Source organism: Kribbella deserti (assembly GCF_042434725.1).
In the GTDB taxonomy this organism is placed as follows: Bacteria; Actinomycetota; Actinomycetes; order Propionibacteriales; family Kribbellaceae; genus Kribbella; species Kribbella deserti.
This window is the reverse complement of sequence record NZ_JBHLTC010000039.1, coordinates 258,518-278,694: the sequence shown is the minus strand read 5'-3', so window position 1 is coordinate 278,694 and position 20,177 is coordinate 258,518. Positions and strand designations below refer to the sequence as shown.

The 20,177-nt window shown below is 67.5% G+C and carries 12 protein-coding genes; 2 read left to right on the top strand and 10 right to left on the bottom strand.

The features are described 5' to 3' along the window. Positions 1-391: 391 nt before the first annotated feature. Entirely contained in the window at positions 392-4,762 is a 4,371-nt protein-coding gene (locus ACFFGN_RS31195) for a S8 family serine peptidase (RefSeq protein WP_380055092.1), read from the bottom strand. Between the two features lie 330 nt (positions 4,763-5,092). Here ACFFGN_RS31195 and ACFFGN_RS31190 point away from each other — a divergent pair, with 330 nt between their 5' ends. After that, complete coding sequence (locus tag ACFFGN_RS31190) at positions 5,093-5,638, top strand: winged helix-turn-helix domain-containing protein (RefSeq protein ID WP_380055089.1); 546 nt, start codon at positions 5,093-5,095, stop codon at positions 5,636-5,638. Positions 5,639-5,665: 27 nt separating this feature from the next. Here ACFFGN_RS31190 and ACFFGN_RS31185 read toward each other — a convergent pair whose 3' ends face one another. The 6 genes from ACFFGN_RS31185 to ACFFGN_RS31160 form a co-directional block, all read right to left on the bottom strand. After that, positions 5,666-6,865, bottom strand: coding sequence for a hypothetical protein (locus tag ACFFGN_RS31185; RefSeq protein ID WP_380055086.1), 1,200 nt, complete (start codon positions 6,863-6,865; stop codon positions 5,666-5,668). After that, the gene (locus ACFFGN_RS31180; protein ID WP_380055083.1) at positions 6,843-7,466 is read right to left on the bottom strand and encodes an ATP-binding cassette domain-containing protein; all 624 of its coding nucleotides are present in this window, start codon (positions 7,464-7,466) and stop codon (positions 6,843-6,845) included. The genes ACFFGN_RS31185 and ACFFGN_RS31180 overlap by 23 nt, the downstream gene beginning before the upstream one ends. After that, entirely contained in the window at positions 7,463-8,374 is a 912-nt protein-coding gene (locus tag ACFFGN_RS31175; protein ID WP_380055081.1) for a hypothetical protein, read from the bottom strand. Before ACFFGN_RS31175 ends, ACFFGN_RS31180 begins: the two co-directional genes overlap by 4 nt. 142 nt (positions 8,375-8,516) lie before the next feature. Beyond that, positions 8,517-9,053, bottom strand: a complete 537-nt coding sequence (locus ACFFGN_RS31170) for a hypothetical protein (RefSeq protein WP_380055078.1) — start codon at positions 9,051-9,053, stop codon at positions 8,517-8,519. Between the two features lie 9 nt (positions 9,054-9,062). After that, positions 9,063-9,584 (bottom strand): hypothetical protein, encoded by a 522-nt coding sequence (locus ACFFGN_RS31165; protein WP_380055076.1) that lies wholly within the window; start codon positions 9,582-9,584, stop codon positions 9,063-9,065. 283 nt (positions 9,585-9,867) lie between these two features. Continuing rightward, positions 9,868-11,856 carry an alpha-1,4-glucan--maltose-1-phosphate maltosyltransferase gene (locus tag ACFFGN_RS31160; RefSeq protein ID WP_380055073.1) on the bottom strand — a complete coding sequence of 663 codons (1,989 nt, stop codon included), beginning with the start codon at positions 11,854-11,856 and terminating at the stop codon, positions 9,868-9,870. Between the two features lie 170 nt (positions 11,857-12,026). Between ACFFGN_RS31160 and glgP the strand changes: the two genes are divergently transcribed. Further along, positions 12,027-14,612, top strand: coding sequence for an alpha-glucan family phosphorylase (gene glgP, locus ACFFGN_RS31155; RefSeq protein ID WP_380055070.1), 2,586 nt, complete (start codon positions 12,027-12,029; stop codon positions 14,610-14,612). Between the two features lie 1,532 nt (positions 14,613-16,144). Here the strand turns inward: glgP and ACFFGN_RS31150 are convergent. Genes ACFFGN_RS31150 through glgX form a run of 3 tightly spaced genes read right to left on the bottom strand, consistent with a single transcriptional unit; the run spans position 16,145 to position 19,989 of the window. Beyond that, on the bottom strand, positions 16,145-17,005 hold the full coding sequence (locus tag ACFFGN_RS31150; RefSeq protein WP_380055067.1) for a transglutaminase-like domain-containing protein: 861 nt from the start codon (positions 17,003-17,005) through the stop codon (positions 16,145-16,147). A gap of 32 nt (positions 17,006-17,037) precedes the next feature. Further along, entirely contained in the window at positions 17,038-17,865 is an 828-nt protein-coding gene (locus ACFFGN_RS31145) for a MerR family transcriptional regulator (protein ID WP_380055064.1), read from the bottom strand. 33 nt (positions 17,866-17,898) lie between these two features. After that, complete coding sequence (gene glgX, locus ACFFGN_RS31140) at positions 17,899-19,989, bottom strand: glycogen debranching protein GlgX (protein ID WP_380055062.1); 2,091 nt, start codon at positions 19,987-19,989, stop codon at positions 17,899-17,901. Positions 19,990-20,177 lie beyond the last annotated feature (188 nt).

Here is a 20,177-nt window from a genome sequence, read left to right as displayed (position 1 = left end):
ACAAGAACGCCTGATCACGATCAACCGGCCGATACGAATTCGCCACCACCCAATCCTTCAGCACCCCGAACCCACCCAGCAACCCGCGCCACACCCAAAACGCAACAGGCTCTGCAACCGGGTAGCGGGCCAACAACCCGGCAGCGGCCGCGCTACAACCCGGCATCCGCGCTACAACCCGGCATCCGCGCTACAACCCGGCATCCGCGCTACAACCCGGCATCCGCGCTACAACCCGGCATCCGCGCTACAACCCGGCATCCGCGCTACAACCCGGCACCGGTGCAACAGCCTGCGGGTGAAGGGGCTGGGGGAAAGCAGAACCGGTCCCACCCGGCGTACTGGGTGGGACCGGTCCTGGTTAGTCAGGCCTGGTTAGGGTCTGACGGGGTTAGCACTTCACCGGTTTGAGGACGAAGTCCTCGGTTGTCGGCGTGTTCACGTTCACCGAGCTCTGGCGGACCTGGGGCTTCCAGCCGTCCTTTGCCGCGATGATCGTCAGCGGGTTGTTGCGGCGGTCCAGCCAGTAGGCGTAACCACCTTCCGCGTCGGTGGTGAAGGTGAACGACATCGCCCACGAGTCGACCTGGACCGTGGCGCCCGGAATGGCGACGCTGAGGCCTTGGCAGTTGATGCCGGTGACGGTGCCGAGGAGCTTGCCCCAGGTGGTCGGCGGGTTCACGTTCATCGTGACGCCCACGTTCGCGACCGAGTACGGGGTGTTCTCCTTGATGCTGATACCGGCGGTGTACTTGCCGGGCTGGTCGACGGCGGCGGTCATCGTGGCCTTGACCACGACCTTGGCGCCCGGCGCCAGCGTCAGCGCCTTCTGGTCGATCGTCAGCCAGCTGACGTCGGCCGCGGCGTCGGCGCAGTCCTCGAAGCCCGGCAGCACTTCGCTGTCGGCGGTGGCGGTGAAGCCACCCGAGGAGCCACCGACCTTGTAGAACCCACAGGCCGCGCCACCGCGGTACCGCGGGGTGTTGGCGTTCGGCAGGCTCGACCAGGTGTTGGCCGCGGCGTCGTACGCGAAGCCGGCGTTGGTGACGGCCGCGCCCTGGACGCCACCGACGACGAGCAGCTTGCCGCCGCCAGTCGCCACGGAAGCGGCCCAGTTGTCGGCCGGAGCGTCGGCGATCGGCGTCCAGGTGTTGCTGGACGGGTCGTAGGAGGCACCCGTCTTCTGACCGGCCGTGCCGTTGTTACCGCCGGTGCAGACCACCGCGTCGCCGACCGCGCCACAGGCGACGAACGCCACCGCGGCCGGGTAGTTGGCGAGGGTCTCCCAGGTGTCGGACGCCGGGTCGTAGCGCACCACGGTGTTCGACATCGGGGTGCAGGCGGCCGTGGTGCAGCCGCCGATGGAGTACAGCTTGCCGCCGAGCACGGCCTGTCCGGCGGCCGCACGCGGTGCCGGGTTGGCCTTCACCGCGGTCCAGGCGTTCGCGGCCGGGTCGTACGACCAGGTGGCCGCGTCCGGACCGGAGGCGCCCCAGCCACCGCTGACGATGATCCTGCCACCGACGGCACCGGCCGTGACGGCGTTACGGGCACCCGGCAGCGGCGCGATGGCCGTCCAGGTCTTGGCGGCCGGGTCGTAGACGTAGTTGTTGGCCGTCGACGCGCTGCCGTTGCCACCCGCGATGGAGTAGACCTTGCCGTCGAGGTTGACGGTGCGGTTGTCCATCACGGTCGCCGGGTAGTTCGAGATCCCGGTCCACGGGTCGGCGCTGATACCGGGCTTGGCGGCCGGTACCGGCATCTTGCCGGCCAGCTTGTTCGCGAACGAGGTCGGTACCTGCAGGCGCTGCAGCGGTGCGCCGTCCGACTGCTCGATCTGCTCACGGGTCTTGCGGCTGCCGTCGGCGCCGAGGATCTCGACATCGCCCTCGACCTCACCGAACTCGACATCCACCGGCGCCTTGCCCGTGTTGGTCACGGTGAAGGACTTGGTGGTCTTACCGGTCGGCATCCGCAGCGTGGCCTCCACGCTGCCCGGGGTGACGCTGAGCCGGCCCGCGTCGAGCGCGAAGCTCGCCGGGGTGGTCCAGTCGGCCTCGACGTCGACCACGCTGGTCTTGCTGGTGTAGCTGCCGGCCTTCGCGGTGAACGGGTGCGGTCCCGTGACCGAGGAGAACAGCCAGTAGAAGCCGTCGGCCAGACCGGTGTCGGCCGGGGTCGCAACCGTGGTGGCGGTCTCGGCCGGCTTGTCGCCGCTGCTGACAACGGCGCCGTTGATCGCGCCACCGGTGTTGGTGTCGGTCACGTGACCGGTGACCAGGCCACCGTTGACCGGCTGGCAGATCACTTTGCTGCCGATCAGCACGTTGTCGACCTGCCACCACCAGTCGTACGAACCGTCGAAGTAGTGGAAGCGCACCTGCACCTCGGCCTTACCGGCCGCCTGCGGGATCGCGATCTCCTTGACGCCGCGCACGTCGGCCGTGGCCTGCGTCAGCACGGTCTCCCAGGTGGTGCCGCCGTCGATCGACAGCTCCACATTGGCCTTTTCGCCACCCAGGTAGTTGAAGTCCTGGGCGAACTTGATCACCGGAGCGGTGACGGCGGTCAGGTCGACCTTCGGGCTGACCAGCGAGCTGTTCTGCTTGCCGCCCGAGCCGTACTTGTCGCTGTCGATGATCGCGAACTTGCCGCCGGCGCCGGTCAGGTTGGCCCGGTTGCCCGGGTTGTTGAACGTCCACACCTGGCCGCTGGCCGGCACGGTGTTGTCCACGACGGTCCAGCCGGCCGGAGCCACGCCGGACTCGAACGTCTCGTAGACGCCGTCCGAACCGTTGACGTAACCGGGAGCCGTCAGGCAGGAGTCACCGCGCACCGGTACTGCGACGTTCAGGGTGGCGTTGCCCGCACCCACGACGAGCGGCTTGCTGACCGTCTCGTAGCCGGGGATCTGCGACTCGACCTTGATCGTGTACGACGCGTTGGACGGCACCTGGAGGGTGTACCGGCCGTTGGTCGGGGTGGTGTAGTCGAACACGCCACCCGGGCCCTCGACGGTCACCTTCGCGTACAGCGGCCAGCCGTGGCCGGAGCCGTCCGTGACCGTTCCGCCGACGTTGACCAGCGGAGCGGCGGTGAGCGCGAAGTCCTTGGTGGTGGTCGCGTTCGCGGTGACCGCGGCCGTGCCGGTGGTCGACTTGTAACCGAACGCGGAGACCGCGAGGTTGTAGTCCCCGGCGTTGACCAGGGTGCTGTACGTGCCGTCGGCGCCGGTGGTGAGCTGACGCTCGGTCGGGCCGGTGACGGTCACGGTGGCGCCGGCGATACCCGCACCGGTGGCCGCGTTGGTGACCTTGCCGGTCAGGGTGCCGGTGTCGCCGATCGGAGCCGCGTTCAGCAGCGCGAGGGCGTCGAGACGGCCTTCACCGAAGACGTTGTTGTCGTCCGCGGTACCGCCGCACTGGCTGCTTTCCTTGTCGGTGGCGGTGTTGTCCAGCAGCGCCTTGGTGGCCGGGATGTTGCCGACCAGGCTCGGTGCCGCCGACCAGAGCAGCGCGATCGCGCCCGCGACGTGCGGGGAGGCCATCGACGTACCGCTGAAGTTGGCGTAGCCGCTGCCGGGAATGGCCGAGCGGACGTTGGTACCGGGCGCGGAGATGTTCGGCTTGATCTCGCCGTCCTGGCCGACGCCACGGCCCGAGCTGTTGCTGATGTTGTTGTTGATGTCGTAGTTACCGGCCGAGTAGTTGATGATCCGGCTACCCGGGGAACCACTCGACTGACAACCCAGCGCACCGCTGTTGCCGTTGGCCCACATGCCGAAGATGCCGGACGCCTCCCACGCGAGGGCGATGTCCTCCATGAACGGGTCGTTGGACGGCGACTGCGAGCCCCACGAGTTGTTGATGATGTTCGGCCGCTTGCTCGCGTCGGGGTTCTGCCCGGCGAGGTTGGTCGGCTCGAGCATCCACTGACCCGACGTGATCAGTGCGGCGTCGCTCGGGCAGCACCCGTTCGCGGCGATCCACTTGACGTCGGGAGCCACGCCGATCTGGTTCGCGCCACCGTCGGAACCGGCCATCGTGCCCATCGTGTGGGTGCCGTGGCCGTTGGTGTCACAAGGTGCCGCCGCGCAGGTGCCGGCCGCGTTGAACCAGTTGTAGTTGTGGTCGAACGTGCCGTCGGCCTTCTTGCCGCGGTACTGGTTCACCAGCGACGGGTGGTCGTACTGCACACCCGTGTCGATATTGGCGATGGTGATACCAGCGCCCTTGACGCCGTACGTCGACCAGACGTCGTCGGCGTTGATGTTGGCGATACCCCACTCGACGGCCATCGTCGTGTGGCCGCTGGTCCCGGCGGTCACCTTCGGCGCCTGGTACTGGACCGGCGCGTACAGGCCCTCGACCTCGGTGAACGCGGCCAGCTTCTGCACGTGACCCACCGAGCCGCCCGACACCTTGATGGCGTTCGAGCCCCAGAAGGCCTCGTACTTCAGGTGCATGCCGTCGAGTTCCGCGCGGACCTTCGCCTGGCTCTCCGCCGCGGTCTTGCGCAGGGCGGCGGCGACGGCGGTGCCGCGCTGGTTCCAGTCGGCGATCTTCGCGGCCTGGGACAGATCGGCCCGCTCGGCGAACCGGACCCAGAAGTCGGTCGCGGTCTTGCCCTGCAGGGCCTTCGTCAGCTCAGGTTTGATCTTCTCGGCCGCGGGCACCGGATCGGCCTGCGGTGCGGCCTGTGCGGCCACGGTGGTGGCGGTTAGCCCCGTCGCGACGACCGCCGCGGCAGCGATGGCACTCACCAGTGATCTGGCGATGCCCCTTCTTCGGTTGCGTGTAGACATGGTTCTGCAGCCCCTCCTAGAACGACTCCGTGAACTCCCCCGAGCCATGGAGAAAGGGGACAGATGACCGCCGGCCGGCGTCGTGGCCGGTGCTTGGCGGTCGTCAGCGCCCAGAGCCCGACCGGATGACAGTCGTGACCTGGTGTGGACCTTATGTGTCACATCGTGACGGCAACAAGCACTGCTCGTGAGCAACTTGTCACGAATTGTCGAGGCAGAACCCTCGATTTCTGCCAATCATTGTCAGTTTGTTGGCAATTCCGGGCAGCAGTTGACATCGTTGCCTTCGTGCACGAACTCGATGGGGGAGCGGAGTCAAGAGGCGATCCCGCCCGGCCGGAGGACGCCCCGCTGCCGCTGGTGATCGCCGTGGGCGCCGACTCGGAGCAGCGGATGCGGCTGGCCGCCATGCTCGACGGCGTCGGCCCGCTGCTGATGGTGTCCGGCCTGGACGAACTGCGCCGCCTGCTCGAACCGCGCTGCGAGGACCACTCCGCGCCGCCCGCGGTGATCGAGCAATCGGCCGACGTACTGCGGATCGACCAGGAGCGACTGGTCGCGAGCTGGGGCGATCGGGAAGTCGCGCTCACCCCGCTCGAACGGGATCTGCTCACGCAACTCGCCACCGAGCCACTCCAGGTGTGGACCTACGAGGCGCTGCATCAAGCGGTCTGGGGAACCGGCCACCTACGCAGTACGGCGGACGTGCACTCCCTGGTGAAGCGCCTCCGTCGCAAACTGGCCGAACTCTCCACCACCCTCACCATCGACGCCGTCCGCGGCACCGGCTTCCAGCTGACCGACCACCAGCACCCCACCCGCCGTACGGGCTGATCCACGGCAGGTCCGGCCTGTCCGTGATCACTCGAATTCTTTGTCGGCCTTCAGCAGGGTGAGCACGCTCAGGCGGACGTGGCGGGGGATGACGATCAGTCGCAGCACCAGGTAGAGCGCAACGCTGAGGGCCAGGCAGACGGCCACGTTGATCAGGGCGAACCTCAGCCGATCGGTTGGCAGGAAGAGCAGGCCGCCGACCACCAGGTAGCCCGTCGCGACCAGGGCGATCAGCTGGAGCAGGCTGCGAGCGCGGTGGGCGTAGATCTGGCCCAGCCGGCGAGCGTCGAAGCCGAAGTGGCGCAGGATCGCCATGTCCTTGTGCGACACGTTCAGGTACGAATTGAACGACAGCACGATGTAGGCGAAGCAGCCGAGGCAAGCGATCAACACGGTGATGAGGCCGATCAGCAAGGTGGTGTTGAGCGAGTCCGCCAGGTCGTCGAAGGCCTTCAAGGTGTACGACGTGGCGTAGCCCTTGGCGGTGACGGCCTCGGCGACCGGCTTCACGTCTTCCAGGTCCGCCAGGTGGACGTACGCATTGCGCACCACCTCGGTGCCGAAAACGTTCTCCTTGTCGTACTGCGACTGGAACCGCGCCCAGGTGGTCTCGTACGCCGCTTCGACGATCGAGCGGAAGGTGGCGCCGTCGACGTACAGCGCGTTCGCATCCGGTTGCCCCAGGACGCCGAGAGGCGTGTCGCGGGAGACGCCGCCGGACAGGGCGAGCGTCTTCATCGTGGTGCGGCCGCTGGACATGCCGCCGGCCTCGATCTCGACGATCGGGATCTGCAGGGTGATCCGGCGACTGTCCACCGGCGTCATCGAGTAGGCGACCCCCGAGCCCATCGCAGGCAGTCCGAGCAGCCTGGCGGCATTGCCGTCGATCCCGTAGATGAAGCGGGGCGTCCCGGCCGTATCGGGAATGCCGAAGCCGAGTGAGTACTCCATCGCCACGTCGAACGCCGCCCCGGGCCGCTCGGCGCGCACCGTGTCCTGCAGCTTCGCCAGATCCGCGAACCGCAGCGAGGGGCCGGTGACCTTGATCAGATGCACATTCACGTTGTCGGTGAAGTCGGCCCGGTTCTGCAGGTACTGCCGCTCGACCACCATCAGGAACGAGCCGGCCAGCAGCAGCGACAGCAGGAACAATACGGTCGAGGTGCGCAGGTACTTGCGTGCCTTGCCGGTGACCAGCGCGAGGTCAGTCATGGTCGAGTCGTCCATCCTGCAAGCGAAGGCGGATCGCGCCATCGGACAACGGGCTGCGCTCCTCGTGGCTGACGACCACAACGGTCTGGTCCGCGAACAGCTCCAGTACGGCGCCGCCGACGTCGAGGCGGGTTTCCGCGTCGAGCTTCGACGTGGGTTCGTCCATCAGCACCAGTTGCGGTGATGCCACCAGCAAGGTGGCGAGCTGGACCCGCTGACGCTCACCGCCGGACAGTTGCGAGACCGGGTTGTCGATAAGCCCGCCCACCTCCGCCCTGGCCAGGGCCTCCGTCGTACGGCGCTGGTGATCGGAGAGGCCGAGCGCGGTGAGGCGGAGGCCGAGGTTCTGCCGCACGGTCAGGCTGGAGAACAGCAGTTCGTCCTGGAACAGATAGCCGGTCGCGACGGCGGGGGAGACCCGGCCGAGGTCCGGTTCGAGATAGCCCGCGAGCAGGTTCAGCAAAGTGCTCTTGCCACAGCCGCTTCGGCCGGTCACGACATACCGGGTGGCCGGCTGGAACGCGAACGACACGTCGTCGAGCACCTTGCGCCCGTCGAAGGTCTTCGTCACGCCGTGCAGGGCCGCGGTTACCTTGGCCGGTGCGGTGGTGGTCAACTCGCCGCCTTCGAGCTCAGCGGGATCCGGTCGATGCCGTCGCGGCGATAGACCACCAGCGTGCCGCCGCTGACGGTGAAGTCGACCAGATCCTTGCGGCTGGTGATCACCTTCTTGGTCCGCGAGTCGATCACGTCGAGGACCAGGCTCGCCTCCTTGTTCAAAAAGATGCGAAGCAGCACACCGGCCTGGTCGTAGAAGTAGCAGAATTCCTTGCAGTCGAAGGCGTCCTTGCCGTTGACGAGCTGCGTCGCGGTCGAGGTGTAGAGCAGGCCGTTGTGTACGTACAGCCCGCCCGCGGGCAGGCCCTTCGACAACGGCTTCGGCTTCGCGTCGAGGCTGCGCAGGTCCAGGCTGCTGAGCGAGTACTTCTCGGTGGGCTCGTCGAAGGTGGTGAAGTACAGGGTGTGGCCGATGATGGCGCCGGAGTCGATCAGTCCGGTGGCGCCCGCGTACTCGCGGTGGCTGCCGTCCGGATCCACCGCTACCAGGACACGGTGGGTCTCGCGGCCCTCGACGTAGTCGCTCTTGGTGTACAGCCACTGTTTGCCATCCGTGGCGAGCGGGAAAATTCCGCTGTTCGGCGGCAATTCGACGACTTCTTCGATGCGGTTGCCCCGCACCCGCAGTACCGAGAAGTCGTCACCTTTGCTGTCGCCGGCGGTGAAATATTCGCTGACGACCGGAAAGGCGTACTGGATGAAGTTCTGCTGATTGCTCTCCTGAGTGACCGTGAACGACTTCTGGTCATAGGCAAGCAGTCGCTGGGTGAAACGGTTGTACAGCACCAGGCTGTCCGCATTCAGATTCTCGGGCAGCCGGATGACCGGGGGAGCCGGTTCGGCCGACGGGGCCTGTTCGCCGGAGCAGCCGGTGAGGATGAGGCTCGCGGCGGCAAGCAGGGCCAATGCGCGTTTGATGGTATTCCCCCGTTTCTGGACAGTGCATATTGTGGCGCGCGGACCACTGCGAGTCGCGCGCCACGCCGACGGGTTGAGGCGGCCCCCACGGCCCCACGCACCGGCGGCGTAGCTTTCGTCGATGATTGTGTCAGGCGCTCGCGGTGATCTGGAAAGTCCGCGTGTCGCTGGACAGCTTCACCAGGGCGGTGTTGGCCATGAAGATCGTGCCACTCAGGTAGTACTGCTGCGGCGCGACCACGATGTTGCTCCGCCAGCTCGAGGTCTTCGAGCCGTTGGTGTTCTCCCAGTACTTCGGGTTGGTGGTGGCGTGCTGCCAGTCGGAGCCGGCGCTCACTGAGACCTCCGAGCCGCCGACACTGACACTGATCGAGGCGCTGGTGCGCAGCGAGGCGCCGGACCACCAGGTGGTCCGGATGCGCTGCACGGTCTTGGAGCCGGAGTAGACGGCCGAGACCTGGTAGTCCCACTGCCGGGTGTTGCCCGAGATCGAGCCGTTGCCGGTGGTGCGCCAGGTGTTCGACGTAATGGTGCCCTGGCTGCCGGGGATCGTATAGGACTTCGCTTGACTGGTGGCCGCGGCCGGGCTGATGACGCCGACGCCGGTCAGGGCGAGAACCGAAGCGGCGACAGCGGCTTTGAGCGCGAATGCCTTGTAGGTGGTCACTCCCGCCGCCTAGGCGCTAGCGGTGATCTGGAAGGTGCGGGTGTCGCTTGAGAGCTTCACGAGGGCGGTGTTGGCCATGAAGATCGTTCCGCTCAGGTAGTGCTGCTGCGGCGCGACGATGATGTTGCTCCGCCAGCTCGAGGTCTTCGAGCCGTTGGTGTTCTCCCAGTACTTCGGGTTGGTGGTGGTGTGCTGCCACGACGAGCTGGCGCCGACCGAAACTCCGGAGCCGCTGATGCCGACGCTGATCGAGGCGCTGGTGCGCAGCGAGGCGCCGGACCACCAGGTGGCGCGGATGCGCTGCACGGTCTTGGAGCCGGAGTAGACGGCCGAGACCTGGTAGTCCCACTGCCGGGTGTTGCCCGAGATCGAGCCGTTGCCGGTGGTGCGCCAGGTGTTCGAGGTAATGGTGCCCTGGCTACCCGGAATGGTCAGCGATTTCGCCTGGCTGGTCGCCTCCGCTGAGCCGGTGAATCCAATTGTTGCCGCCATCATGACACCGGCCGCAACAATTGCCTTTATTTTGCGCATTTGATTCCCCCTGCAGATGATTCCGCCAATGAATGAATTTCATTCAGGCAGGCAGAACCCTAAGCACGGGAGTAGCCGGTCACCTACGGGTAGTTAATGTGATCCAGGTCACATAAACAAGTGATTGTCTCAGATCCGATATTAGGAAAACGATTTCCACGCGGTATGCCGGGCGGCTTCGAGCGAGGCTTTGGCATATCGGAAAGTGACCGGGACGGTTCCGCCAGAAGAATTTTCGGTGCCGTGGTTGCGGAACCGTCCGGTCCAGATAATTCGCGCTGGATCAGGCCTGGCCGCGGCGGACCGCGAGAATGTGGGCCGGTTCGCCGTTCGGATCGAGTTTGACGTAATTCTGCGCACCCCAGCGCCAGGTTCCGCCGGTGATTTCGTCGTACACGGTGAAAGTGTCTTCCGGGCGCATTCCGAGAGCGGCCATGTCGAGGTGGACCATGGTTTCGCGCACCGCGTGCGGATCGGTGTTGACCACGACGATGACGATGTCGCTGTGGCCGTCCGGCCCGGTGGTGCGCTTGGACCAGCAGCTGATCGCGTCGTCCTCGACGTTGTGGATCGTCAGGTTGCGCAGCTCCTGCAGGGCCGGGTGGCGGCGGCGGATGTCGTTCAGCTTGGTGATGTACGGCGACAGCGTGCGCCCCTCGGCCTCGGCGGCCTCCCAGTCGCGCGGGCGGAGCTGGAATTTCTCGGTGTCGAGGTATTCCTCCGAGCCGGGCCGCAACGCGACGTGCTCGAACAGCTCGAAGCCGGCATAGACGCCCCAGGTGGGAGACGAGGTCGCCGCGATCGCCGCGCGGATCTTGAAGGCGCCGGGACCGCCGTACTGCAGATAAGCGGTGAGGATGTCCGGGGTGTTCACGAAGAAGTTCGGCCGCAGGTAGTGGCCGGTCTCCTTGGTGAGCTCCTGCAGGTACTCCTCGAGCTCCCACTTCTCATTGCGCCAGGTGAAGTACGTGTACGACTGGTGGAACCCGACCTTCGCCAGCTCCCGCATCATCGGGCGCCGGGTGAAGGCCTCCGACAGGAAGAGCACCTCCGGGTTCGTCTTGCGCACCTCGCCCAGCAACCACTCCCAGAAGTTCACGGGCTTGGTGTGCGGGTTGTCGACGCGGAAGACCGTGACGCCGTGCGAGATCCACAGCTTCACGACCCGCAGCACCTCGGCGTAGATGCCTTCGGGATCGTTGTCGAAGTTGATCGGGTAGATGTCCTGGTATTTCTTCGGCGGGTTCTCCGCGTACGCGATCGACCCGTCGGCCCGCACGCTGAACCACTTGGGGTGCTCCTGGACCCACGGGTGGTCCGGCGAGGCCTGCAGCGCCAGGTCGATCGCCACCTCCAGGCCGACCTCCCGGGCCCGGGCCACAAACGCGTCGAAGTCGTCGAACGTGCCCAGTTCGGGGTGGATCGCGTCGTGCCCGCCCTCGGCCGAGCCGATCGCCCACGGTGAACCGGGATCGCCCGGCTTCGGGTCGAGCGTGTTGTTCGGGCCCTTGCGGAACGACTGCCCGATCGGGTGGATCGGCGGCAGGTACAAGATGTCGAAGCCCATCGCCGCCACCGCGTCGAGGCGCTTCGCGGCGGTCTTGAACGAGCCGGAGATCCAGCGGCCGGCCGCGTCGTCGTACCGCGCACCTTCGGAGCGGGGGAAGAACTCGTACCAGGAGCCGTACAGCGCGCGCTTGCGATCGACCCAGATCGGGTACGACGCGGACGAGGTGATCAGCTCGCGGACCGGATACCGGCTGAGCGCGGCGACCACCTGCGGCGAGGTTCCGGCGGCGAGCCGGGCCTCCGGCGGCAGGGCCGGGTTCGCGACGGCCTGGGCGGCGTCACTCAGCGTGGCGCGATCGGCCCGGACCGCGGGCGGGACGCCGGCGGCGGCGCGATCGAAGAAGGCCGCGCCTTCGGCGAAGACCAGGTCCACGTCGATACCCGCGGGGACCTTGATCTCGGCGCTGTGCCGCCAGGTGCCGTACGGATCGCTCCAGCCTTCGATCGCGAACGTCCACGGGCCCGGCTCGGCGAGAACCACCTCGACCTGCCAGTCGTCCGTACCCTGACCGAGCGGGACCATCAGCATGCGCCGGGTCTGACCGGTCGGTGAGGTGAGAACGACGTTGGCGTTGACGGCGTCGTGGCCTTCGCGGAACACGGTCGCCGCCACGGTGAACGTTTCGCCGACCGCTGCTTTGGCGGGATAAGCCCCGTTGTCGACGGTCGGGCTGACGTCGGTGATCGGGATGCGGCCTGTCATGGCGAGAGCTGACCTTCGCTTCCGGGGTAGAGGGTGTGACCAGGTGTAACGCTATCGGTTCACGTACCCACTCTTACGCGTCTGACAAGCGCTGCAAGATTTTGCTTGTGTTGCAAAATCGATGCATCCCACCGGTGTGCCTGCCGGGGATGGGCTAGTACGGTGTCCCGGTGCGAGCGATACGACGATTCTCCGTCCGCCCTGTCCTGCCCGAGCCCCTGACCGGTCTCGGCACGCTGGTCAACAACCTTCGCTGGGCCTGGCACCCAGACACCCAGGACGTCTTCGAGGCGGTGGACGCCCAGTTGTGGCGTGCCACCGGCGGCGACCCGGTGCGCCTGCTCGGTGAGGTTTCGGCCGCCCGGCTGGAGCAACTCGCCGGTGACGGCGCGTTCCTGCGCCGGCTGGAGCTGGCCGTGGCCGACCTCAACGAGTACGTCGAGGGGCAGCGCTGGTTCCAGACCGAAGCGGGCAGCCCGGTCAGTGCGGTGGCCTACTTCTCCCCGGAATTCGGCATCACCCACGTGCTGCCGCAGTACTCCGGAGGTCTCGGCATCCTGGCCGGTGACCACCTGAAGGCCGCGAGCGATCTCGGCGTGCCACTGATCGGTGTCGGCCTGCTGTACCGGCACGGCTACTTCGGTCAGTCGCTGAACCGCGAAGGCTGGCAGCAGGAGCGGTATCCGTTGGTGGACCCCGATGGTCTGCCGATCACCCAGCTGCGTGACGGCGACGAGCCCGCCACGGTCAGCGTGACCCTGCCGGGTGGCCGCAAGCTCGGCGCGCAGATCTGGGTCGCCCAGGTCGGCCGCGTGCCGCTGCTGATGCTCGACTCCGACATCGAGGACAACGAGCCCGCCGAGCGCGAGGTGACCGACCGGCTGTACGGCGGTACCACCGAGCATCGCCTGCTGCAGGAGCTGCTGCTCGGCGTCGGTGGTGTCCGCGCCGTCCGCGAGTACTGCCGGATCGCCGGCACCCCCGCGCCCGAGGTCTTCCACACCAACGAGGGCCACGCCGGTTTCCTCGGCATCGAGCGCATCCGCGAGCTGTCGGTCGACGAGGGCCTCGACTTCGACACCGCGCTGGAGGTGGCGCGGGCCGGCACGGTCTTCACCACCCACACCCCGGTTCCGGCCGGTATCGACCGGTTCCCGCAGGAACTCATCCAGCAGCACTTCTCGCCGGAGGCCTTCGGCGAGGGCGTACCGGTCGACCGGATCCTCGCGCTCGGTTGCGAGGACTTCGAAGGCGGTGACCCGGCCGTCTTCAACATGGCGGTGATGGGCCTTCGTCTCGCGCAGCGCGCCAACGGCGTGTCCCAGCTGCACGGCGTGGTCAGCCGCGGCATGTTCGCCGGGTTGTGGCCGAGCTTCGACCCGGTCGACGTACCGATCAGCTCGATCACCAACGGCGTGCACGCGCCGACCTGGGTGGCCCGGGAGATCTCGGCGCTGACCAACGCGGCCGCCTCCGAAGGCGACAGCGAGAACATGTTCGACGCGCTGGACCAGGTGTCGGACGAGCAGCTGTGGGACACCAAGCGGATCCTGCGCCAGCGCTTCATCGACGACACCCGGGCCCGCGTGCGCGCGTCCTGGGTGAACCGGGGCGCCAGCGAGGCCGAGCTCGGCTGGGTGGACGAGATCCTCGACCCGGACGTGCTCACGATGGGCTTCGCCCGCCGCGTTCCGTCGTACAAGCGCCTCACCCTGATGCTGCGCGACCCCGCGCGGCTGAAGGCGATGCTGCTGCACCCGGAGCGGCCGATCCAGATCGTCATCGCCGGTAAGGCCCACCCCGCCGACGAAGGCGGCAAAAAGCTGATCCAGGAGATGGTCCGGTTCGCCGACGACCCCGAGGTCCGGCACCGCATCGTGTTCGTGCCGGACTACGACATCGCGCTGGCCCAGCCGATGTACCCGGGCACCGACGTCTGGCTGAACAACCCGCTGCGTCCGTACGAGGCGTGCGGCACGTCGGGTATGAAGGCCGCGCTGAACGGTGGCCTCAACCTGTCCATCCGCGACGGCTGGTGGGACGAGTGGTACGACGACGAGTTCGGCTGGGCGATCCCGTCCGCCGAGGGCGTCGACGACGTGGACCGCCGCGACGACCTCGAGGCCAAGGCGTTGTACGACCTGATCGAGAAGCACGTCGCGCCGCGCTTCTACGACGGCAAGACGCCGGCCCGCTGGATCGAGATGCTCCGCCACACCATCAAGGAGCTCGGCCCGAAGGTGCTCGCCACCCGGATGGTCCGCGACTACGTCCAGCAGCTGTACGTGCCGGCCGCGCAGGCCTCGCACAAGCTCAACGACACGTACGACGGCGCCCGCGATCTGGCGCAGTGGAAGGCCAGGATCCGCGCGGCCTGGCCCGAGGTTCGGGTCGATCACGTGGAGCTGCAGGGCCTCGGCGACGTACCGCAGCTCGGTACGACGGTCGGCGTGCGCGCCTTCGTCACCCTGCCGGCCGGCCTGAAGCCGACGGATCTGGATGTCCAGGCGCTGCACGGCCGGGTGGACTCGTCCGACGAGATCACCGACGCGGTGGCGGTATCGCTGCACCTGGCGGAGTCGTACGACGACAACCGGCACCGGTTCGAGGGAGACCTCAAACTCGACCGCACCGGCGCCTTCGGCTACACCGTCCGGGCCCTGCCGAACCACCCCCTGCTGGCAACCTCAGCCGAACTGGGCCTAGCCACCGCCCCCTCCACCCCCGCCGACGTTTCCCCCGGCACCGAGTTCTAACCCAGCCCCACCGAAGCCCTCCCAGCCCCCGGGCTCGGGAGGGCTTCGGCGTTCCTCGCCGGCGCCCGGGCCCTGGCAATCCAGTGACGGGGGCACCGGCGGTCGCGGCAGGCTCCCGGTGCTGCGGCCACTCTCGGCACCGACCGGCCCTCACGGCGTTGCGTCGATTCGTCTGCATCCGCTCGCCTCCCGTACGGCGGCCCACTGTGGTCGCCGACGTAGGCGGGCGAATTCGGACGAATCGTCGCTTGCCTTCGCGGTGATTCGCCTGGGCCGGGATATCGCGTGTTCACCCGTCCCCCTGAGTGGTCGCGAACTGTCAGGTGGACCCGGGTTGCTGCCGTGCAGGCCCGACCCAGCCGCGAGACCACCTCGACTGGTTCGGCTGGTTCGACTGGTTCGGCGAGGGCTTGGTCGCCTCTCCGGCCACCCGAGCGGCATCCGCGGGTGAGCGCCCGGCAATTGCAAAGGTCGACCTGGGAATTCGGGGGTTGGCCTTCCAAGCTTGCCGCGTCGACCTCCCATTTCACACGTCGACCTTTGGAATTGCCGGGCCCATCCGCCCGCGCAGGCCCGATCCGAGGCAGCGGAGGACTGCCGTCCGCCCCCGCAGACCGCCCCGCAGGCCCGGTCCGGCCCGCCCGCAGCCGGAGGAACCGGTCGTGGCGGTGGCTAACCATTGGCAAGGTGGGTTACCACCTGGGAATCCGAGGTGGTAACCCACCTTCGCGATGGCTAGCCTCCCGCAGCACCCCAGTTGGCGCGGGGGATGCTCCTATGGAGGCCGACCGGCGGTCGGCGGGATCGTGGTCGGGCATGTTCGGCAGGGCCCGCGTGACGGGGCATGCGTCTTCACTCGCGAGTGGTTGCGAGTGGTCGCGAGGGCGCGTAAGTCGTCGCGAGTGGTCGCGAATGCGCGTAAGTGGTCGCGAGTGCGCGTTCGGTTGTGGAGTGAGGGTGGTTGGTGGTCACCCGTTCCCCCTGAGGAGTCGCGGATTGTGGGGCCGGGTCGGCCCGCGTCAAGGGTTTGGAATCGCCTGCGGCGACGCGTGCGCGCCCTTGACCCGGGCCGACCCGACCCAAGGACAGCGGGCTATCAGGGGGACGGGTGGGGTATGGCCGGTCGGCTCGGGTGGTTCCGCATGCTCCGCGAAGGGCCCCGTGGCGGGACGGGGGCGACGGTGGGTCGACGGTGGGTCGAGGTGGACGTGGCGATCGGGGTGGTCGGGGTGGTCGCGAGGTCGGCTACCGAGTATTTGCGCGACTACCTGGTTGGAACCGGGTAGTCGCGCAAAAAGTCGGTAGCGGGCCCACCACAACCCGGTAGTCGCCCCACAACCCGGTAGCCGGCCGGGCACGCGCCGTACCAGCGGCCACCCGACGACTCCAGCTAGCGCGAAGAGGCGAACCGGGCCGGAACCAGCGACCTACGGTGAAAGGCCGGGGCGAACCGGGGGCGAACGACGGGCAGCCCAGGGGATCGGGATCGGGCGGCAAGGGTGGATATCCTCGCTGACTTCAGCTCATCACTGTTAGGCGGCCGGGCGGAGGGTGGTGGGGCGGTGGTGGCCGGTGGGGGAGAGGGTTTGCACGGTGGTGGTGGGGCGGAGGGGTGGGGTGTAGAGGTCGGTCAGGGCGGACTCGGCCGTGGGGTCGCCGGCGTCGGCGGCCAGCAGGAGGGCGGCGAGCTCGTCCGTGGCGGTGAGGTCGGCGGGGAGGTCGGCCGACATCTCGCCCCAGATATCCCAGAGCAGCAGCTCGTCGCGCATGCGGTGGGCCAGTTCGAGATAGACGTAGTCGCGGATGAACCAAGCGCCCTTGAACTCATCCGTCGCACCATAGAGTTCCGGATCGACAAGACCCCTGCGGTAGTCGGTCCACACCTGTGCCGCGCTGATCATCGTTCCGGGCGGTAGGTCCAGCGGATCGAATACGCCGCCGTCGGCCGGGTCGAGCTGGGTGTCGGCCCAGACCCAGCGGTCGCCGTTCCAGTATTCGGTGACGACGTGGTCGTGGTTGAACTCCGCAGCGAAGTAGGTGGCGAAGCCGATCCGGCTGCGGGCCGGAATGCCCTTGTGGCGAAGGGCTGCCACGGTGAGCAGGGTGAAGTCGCGGCAGCAGCCGACCACCCGGTTGAACGGCTCGCGGGGTACGGCGAGTGGGTCGCCGTTGCGCGACTGGTCGACGCCGATCAGGGTGTCGATCCAGCGGTTGTCGATCTCGGCGAGGCGGTCGCCGGTGAACTCGATTCCGCCGCCGCGATAGTGGATCAGCAGATTGCGCACGACTTCGCCGATGCCGGGGAGGTCCGACGGCAAGGCGTCGATCAGGCCGGTGTACTGGCCGGGATCGCTGTAGGCGGACTGGCATGCGTGGTCGTCAAGGCCGGGCATGGTGGCTCCTAGCAATAAAGGAGGTAAGGGGATCAGCGGGTGATGGGTTGGGCGATGTGCACGCTCGGCTGATCGGTGGGACCAGCGGCGAACTGCGGCAGGTAGATCTCCCGTACGGCGCCCGCACGCGGCAGCGCGGCGTCCGCGATCCAGTCCTCGAGCAAGTCGTACGCGAACATGATGCGCGGATAGAAACACTCGTCCCGGCTGATCGTGCAAAAGGCTTCGACCCGGGCCGGTTCCACCCGCAGCGCGATGGGACCATGCGGATCCGCCGGACCGGAGAAGGGCACGCAGATCTCGATATCGCCGGCGCTGTCCGGCGCGACATAGCCGTGGTAGATCACCCAGCTCTCACCGGTCATCTCCACCCCGGCCTGGGCCAGGTAGTCGCAGATGTACATCGTGTTGCCGATGATCTCGGCGAGCAGCCCGGCTTGATCCGTCGCCGCGCGGATCGAGGCGATCTTGGTGTCCGGTACCTCGCGGGTGGTCACCGGCCGCGCGGCGAAGTCGCCACCGGTTCGGGTGAAACGGGCCCGCAGCCAGTCGAGCGCCTTCTTGCGTTCGGCGAGGGTCGTTTCCTGTTCGTGCCACCAGCGGTCAAGCTGGTGCGCGGCCTCTTCGTTGGGCGCGCCCAGTACGTCGGTGACCGTGGCGAGCGGTATGCCGAGCTGCCGCAGCATGCTGATCCGCCGGGCGCGTTCGAGCTGCGCGGGGGAGTACAGGCGATACCCGTTCGACGGATCCACCGAATCGGGCGGCAGCAGCCCGGATTCGTCGTACAGCCTTAAAGCCTTCGCCGACAGCCCGGCCCGTCGGCCGAACTCGCCAATCGTCAACGCCTCGCCCGATGTCATGGCAGGAGTCTGACCCCTGCCCCTGGGGGAAGGTCAAAGGGCGCGGAGCAGGACCAGGCAGCGGGGTTCCAGGTTGACGGTCGCGCCGGCCTCCACTTCGGTGATGCCGGAGCGGCTGGTGTCGAGCACGACCTCGTACGCCGGGGCCCAGGAGGCGTCCGGTACGACGACGCGGCGGGTCTCGGCGGTCGCGTTGAGCGCGAACAGGAACGAGTGATCGGTCAGCCGGTTGCCCTCGGCATCGGTACCGCGCAAGGCGTCGCCGGCCAGGAACATGCCGAGAGTACGAAGTGACGGGTCGTGCCAGTCGGCCTCGGTCATCTCACCGCCGTGTGGCGCGATCCAGGACAGGTCTTTGCGGCCGCCTTCCACCACCGGACGGCCCTTGAAGTAGTGCCACTGGCGCAGCGCCGGGTGCTTGGCGCGGAGCGCGAGCACGTCCCGGGTGAGCTTGAACTGGGCGCGCCACTCGCGCGACGTCGGCAGGGTCCAGTCGAACCACGAGATCTCGTTGTCCTGGCAGTACGCGTTGTTGTTGCCGCGCTGGGTCCGGCCGCACTCGTCCCCGGCGGTGATCATCGGGATACCGGTCGACAACAGCAGCGTGGCCATCAGGTTGGCCGCCTGCCGCCGGCGCAACGCGTTGATGGCGGGGTCGTCGGTCTCGCCCTCGACACCACAGTTCCAGGACCGGTTGTCGTCGGTACCGTCGCGATTGTCCTCGCGGTTGGCCTCGTTGTGCTTGGAGTTGTAGCTGACCAGATCCCGCAGGGTGAACCCGTCGTGCGCGGTGACGAAGTTGATCGACGCATACGGATGGCGGCCGTCGTCGCCGTACAGGTCGCTGGAGCCGGAGAGGCGGTAGGCGAGGTCCTGCACCGTGTGCGAGTGGCCGCGCCAGATGTCGCGCACGGTGTCGCGGTAACGGCCGTTCCACTCGGACCAGGGCGTGCCGAACTTGCCGAGCTGATAGCCGAAGTTGCCGACGTCCCACGGTTCGGAGATCAGTTTCACCTTGCGCAGCACGGGATCGGCGGCGATCTCGGTGAGGAACGGGTGCTGCAGGTCCACCTCGTGGCGCTCGTTGCGGATCAGCGTGACCGCCAGGTCGAGGCGGAACCCGTCCACGCCCATCTCAGTGACCCAGTAGCGCAGCGAGTCCAGGATCAGGCGGCGGACCTGCGGATGCGAGGTGTCGACGGAATTGCCCGTGCCGGTCACGTCGTACATCGAGCCGCCGTTGCCGAGGCGGTAGTAGACCCGGTTGTCGATACCGCGCAGGCTCAGCGTGGGGCCGTCGAAACCGCCCTCGGCGGTGTGGTTGAACACGACGTCGAGAATCACCTCGAGCCCGGCCTCGTGGTACGCCGCGACCATCGCCTTGAACTCGGCCACCTGGCCGCCGGTGGAGCCCGCGGACGAATAACCCGCGTGCGGAGCGAAGAAGCCGAGGGTGTTGTAACCCCAGTAGTTCGGCAGGCCGCGGGCGGCGATGGCCGGTTCGGTGACCGAGTGGTGGATCGGCAGCAGCTCGATCGAGGTGATGCCGAGGTCCTTCAGATAGCCGATCACCGAGGGATGCGCGAGACCCGCGTACGTCCCTCTCAGCGGCGGCGGCACGTCCGGATGGGTCATCGTGAACCCGCGGGCGTGCAGTTCGTAGATGACGGTCTCGCCCCAACGGACCGGGCGGCTGATCGGCGGCGGCGGATCGGTCCGCTCGATCACCACGCCCACCGGTACGTGCCCGGCGGAGTCCAGCTCGGCCGAGTCGTAGATCACCGGACTGGCGAAATCCAGCGAGCCGTCGATCGCCCGGGCGTAGGGATCGACCAGCAGCTTCGCCGGGTTGAAGCGCAAGCCGTGAGTCGGCTCGAACGGACCGTGCACGCGATAGCCGTACCGCTGGCCGTGCCCGACCCCAGGCACGTCCGCTGACCAGTGATCTCCGATGTGCTGGAGATCGAGATTGCGCTGGCTGCCGTCGTCGGCGAGCAGGGTCAGCTCGACCCGCTCGGCGTCCGGGGCCCAAAGCGTGAAGGTCGTACCACCCGGGTGCACGACAGCGCCAGGCGTCGTCGAACCGAGGGCGGTCGGGGCGGCGGTGGCTTCGGTCACCGGCACATTCTGCCCGTCTGCACCGACAGTCCAAGAGGAGAAGGGTCACAAGGCCCGGTTTGTCACGTCAAACCTGGGTAAAACCGATCAAAAGGCGCGACTTGTGTCCATGAGACCCCCATTGCAAGCAGCTTTGGGCAGTGATAGAAACGCAGGGACGGTTACTAACTGTCCACGGAATACGCATTCCACGT